The organism is Pseudomonas sp. AM4(2022), from assembly GCF_036346515.1.
Classification (GTDB): domain Bacteria; phylum Pseudomonadota; class Gammaproteobacteria; order Pseudomonadales; family Pseudomonadaceae; genus Aquipseudomonas; species Aquipseudomonas paracarnis.
Genome location: NZ_JAOTNW010000048.1, coordinates 1 through 3,841, shown reverse-complemented (window position 1 = coordinate 3,841; position 3,841 = coordinate 1). Strand labels below are relative to the sequence as shown.

Genomic DNA, 3,841 nt, shown 5'->3' with positions numbered 1-3,841 from the left:
GTGGCTTGCCTGCGAAAGCGCCGGTGAGCTCACCACACCTACCAAGGCTTAAATCCGAAACCCCTGATAACTCTCAGCCCACTTCTGCTGTTCAGCCAAAGCAGTCTTCAACCGCCCAATCTGCTCCTTCACCCGCTCCGGCGCCGTCCCACCCCACCCACTGCGCGCCGCAATCGCCGCCTCCAGGGTCAGGCAATCACGCACGTCCGGGGTGAGCCGCCCATCCACCTCCGCCAACATCGCCGGTGAGGCTTCCCACAACTCAATTTCATGTTTCTCACAGGCCTGTACCAACGCGCCGGTAATCTCATGGGCCTCCTTGAATGGCACGCCACGCGTTGCCAACCAATCCGCCACCTCCGTCGCCAAGGTAAAACCCATCGGCGCCTGACGCCGCAGCTCGTCGACCTGCACCTTCATGGTCGCCACCATCCCGGCCATCGCCGGCAACACCAGCAGCAAGGTGTCCACACTGTCCAACACGCTGTGCTTGTCTTCACTCAAATCTCGGTTGTACGACAGCGGCAACGACTTGAGCGTCGACATCAGCCCGGTCAGGTTGCCGATCAAACGCCCGGCCTTGCCCCGCGCCAGTTCGGCAATGTCCGGGTTCTTTTTCTGCGGCATGATCGAACTGCCGGTGGCGTAGGCATCGTCCAGTACCACCCAGCGAAACTGGCGCGACGACCACAGGCAAAACTCCTCCGACAATCGCGAAATGTTCACCCCGAGCATGCCCGCCACAAACAGGAACTCCGCCACATGGTCACGGCTGGCGACAGCGTCGATGGAGTTTTCGCATGGCCCGGTGTAGCCCATTTCCTTGGCCGAGTGCTCCGGCTGACGCGCTATCGCCGAACCTGCCATGGCGGCCGCGCCCAATGGCGACAGCGCCGTACGCGCATCCCAATCCACCAGGCGCTGCACATCGCGCAGCATCGACTGCGCGTGAGCCAGCAAGTGATGGGCGAACACAATGGGTTGCGCCTGCTGCAAATGGGTGAAGCCCGGGCAGATGCTTTCCACATGTTGCTCGGCCTGTTCAACCAACGCCTGCTGCAGGCCCAACACTTCAGTGGCGATGGTGCGCGCATGGTCGCGCAGGAACAGGCGCAGATCATTGGCCGTCTGGTCATTGCGCGAGCGTCCGGCGCGCAACTTGCCGCCCAGGGCACCGAGGCGCTCGGTCAATACGCGTTCGATAAAGGTGTGCACGTCCTCGTCATCCAGGGTGGGATGCAGGCGATCGGCGGCGAAATCCTCACCGATACGGTCCAGGGCTTCGAGGGTGCGCAGGGTTTCCGACTCATCCAGCAAACCGGCGCGCTGCAACTCACGGGCATGGGCGCGGGAGCCGGCCAGGTCGTAGGGCGTGAGGCGAAAATAACGCTCAGGGCAACGCGACAAGGCGGCCAACGCCGCAGACGGACCGGTCTTGAAACGAGCGCCCCAAAGGCGGTCGGTGGGCTGGGACATGGGTATTCCTCACGCTTGTTTTTAGAAGAGTCGGAGGCAGTTTCAACACAAGTTTATCGGTGTAGAACCGGCATCTGACGCGCCGTATTCAAGGTTGCCAAGGGCGCATGTTTATGTTCATTATCGCCGCCTGGCTATGTTCAAGGATTGGGTTCAAGCCTGTTGAATATGGCACTCGAGGTCAACGCGCATTATGGAAACCCCACTTTCCACTTCTGGAAACCTGCCGCCAAAACCCGGCACACGAGCGCCGCTGCAACTGAGCGGGCTGGACTTTAAATTATTGCGGGTATTTATGGCCGTGGTCGAAGCCGGTGGCTTCAGTGCTGCGCAAAACGAGCTGAACGTGGGCCTGGCGGCCATCAGTAAACAGATCTCCGACCTCGAGATTCGCATCGGCATGCGCCTGTGCACACGGGGCCGCGAAGGGTTCGGGCTGACCGAAGAAGGCAAGTTGGTGTATCAGGCATCCATCGAATTATTTACCTCGGTGGACAGTTTTCGCGACAAGCTTAGTTCGGCGCAGAATGAACTCATCGGCGACCTGAGTGTGGGCGTTATCGATAACACCGTCTCCGACGTTAATTCCCCACTGATTACCGCCCTGGGCAACTTACATCGCCAATCGCCAAAAATAAGATTGCGCCTACACGCCTCGCAATTGGACGAAGTTGAGCGCGGCGTAGTGGAGGGGCGCCTGGTAGCCGGCATCGTCCCGGTGTACCAACGCCGTGAAGAATTCGACTACTTCCTGCTCTACGAAGAAAAGGCCCACGCCTACTGCGCCGTAGGGCATCCGCTGTTCACTGCAAGCGACATCACCCCCGACACCCTTCGCCAATACGAGGTGGTGAACCATCGGTATGCGATCCATCGCGACAAAGCCAACTTCGTCAACCACGACAGCCAGTCCGCCTCGGCTTCACAAGTGGAAGCCGTTGCCATCCTGATACTCACCGGCCGCTTCCTGGGCTTTCTGCCAGAACACTACGCCACGCCACTGGTAAGGGAAGGGCGCCTGCGCGCACTGTGCCCAGAGCAGGTTCACCTGAGCACCGCCTTCAACCTGATCCTGCGCCACAACGCGCCGAGAAGCCCGATGGTAAAAGCCTTCGCAACAGCACTGGGTGTAGACCTGAAGACGCAGGCCTAAGCCTCAACAAAGCTCAAATGTGGGAGCTGTCGAGCCCCAGCGAGGCTGCGATGGGATCGCCTCGGTTCACCCGCCAACCCCACCCACCCGCATCACCGCTGCAACCGAGCGCGCTTTTTCTTCTTCGCATGAAAGTGCCGAAAATGCGCATCCTGCGCCGCCGCCAGCAACTCCCGATCCCCACGCGTATCGCCCCAGGCCCTGAGCCGATACTCCCCCAGGTCCCCATACACCGCCTCAAGCCGCAGCACCTTGTTCTCACAACGGCAATTATTCCCGGTGAGTTTGCCGGTCAGCACCCCATCCACCACCTCAAGCTCAGTACCGATCAAGCGGATGCCAAGCCGATCGGCAAACGGCTGCAATACCAACGCCGGCGACGCCGAACACAGCGTCACCACCGCCCCGGATTTCACCTCATCCGCCACCGACTGCAACCCGCTCGGTCGCATCAGCTTGCTCCAGCGCGCCTGGCAATATTCCTGCGCTTGCTGCTCAACCCAAGCCTTCTCCACCCCGGTCATAAAGGTGCGAATCAACTGCGCCTTCAACTCATCCCGGCTGATCTGCCGCACCAAAAACCGCAGCCCCGGCACCGCCAGCTTGACCATCCGGCCATAAAACTCACCGGTGCCAAAGGCAAACTTGAGGAAGGGCACGAAACTGTCGTGGTGGGTGAGGGTGCCGTCGAAGTCAAAGACGGAAAGTACTTTGGCGTCTGCGGGGCCGGCTTCGAGCATGTCTGGGTTCACGGGTTGGCCTCGGTCCTATCTAATAGTTTTTAAGCGGGCATCAGCTGTGACAGCAGGAGTCTGCTCCCGTGCCAATCTTCCGATCTTGGCGTAAAGCTCTTCGGTTAGAGCTTCCCGAGCACTTGACCTGTGACAACGCTGATGGCAATTGGGGCACAAGGCTACAGCATTGGGGGTGCGATCCGAACCCTTCCGGGCCAGGTGCTCGAGGTGATGTACTTCAAGAAATGGCAAATTCCTTTTTTACCGACGAAAAAAAGCCCTGAACATGCCAGGGCTTCCTTTAGTGCTTAGTCCGGATCAATCCCAGCTCAGCGCGCCGCCGGTCTGGTACTCGATCACTCGGGTTTCGAAGAAGTTTTTCTCTTTCTTCAAGTCCATGATCTCGCTCATCCACGGGAACGGGTTGGTGGTGCCTGGGTACTCTTCCTTCAAGCCGATCTGCGACAGGCGACGGTTA

The 3,841-nt window shown here is 59.7% G+C and carries 3 protein-coding genes and 2 pseudogenes; 1 reads left to right on the top strand and 4 read right to left on the bottom strand.

Annotated features, from left to right (window positions below):
- Window positions 1-48: 48 nt before the first annotated feature.
- Window positions 49-1,476: an argininosuccinate lyase gene (argH, locus tag ODQ19_RS27855; RefSeq protein ID WP_330211822.1), complete on the bottom strand. Its 1,428-nt coding sequence runs from the start codon at window positions 1,474-1,476 to the stop codon at window positions 49-51.
- A gap of 193 nt (window positions 1,477-1,669) precedes the next feature.
- Between argH and ODQ19_RS27850 the strand changes: the two genes are divergently transcribed.
- Window positions 1,670-2,629: a LysR family transcriptional regulator gene (locus tag ODQ19_RS27850; RefSeq protein WP_330211821.1), complete on the top strand. Its 960-nt coding sequence runs from the start codon at window positions 1,670-1,672 to the stop codon at window positions 2,627-2,629.
- A gap of 92 nt (window positions 2,630-2,721) precedes the next feature.
- Here the strand turns inward: ODQ19_RS27850 and ODQ19_RS27845 are convergent, their stop codons facing one another.
- From ODQ19_RS27845 to ODQ19_RS27835, 3 genes and pseudogenes are all read right to left on the bottom strand, one after another.
- A complete protein-coding gene (locus ODQ19_RS27845) occupies window positions 2,722-3,369 on the bottom strand; it encodes an HAD-IB family hydrolase (protein WP_032895626.1) in 648 nt (215 codons plus the stop codon).
- Between the two features lie 27 nt (window positions 3,370-3,396).
- Window positions 3,397-3,615 (bottom strand): annotated as a pseudogene (locus ODQ19_RS27840) (HNH endonuclease); the annotation flags it as partial.
- Between the two features lie 66 nt (window positions 3,616-3,681).
- Window positions 3,682-3,841, bottom strand: a pseudogene (locus tag ODQ19_RS27835) (ribonucleotide-diphosphate reductase subunit beta); the annotation flags it as partial.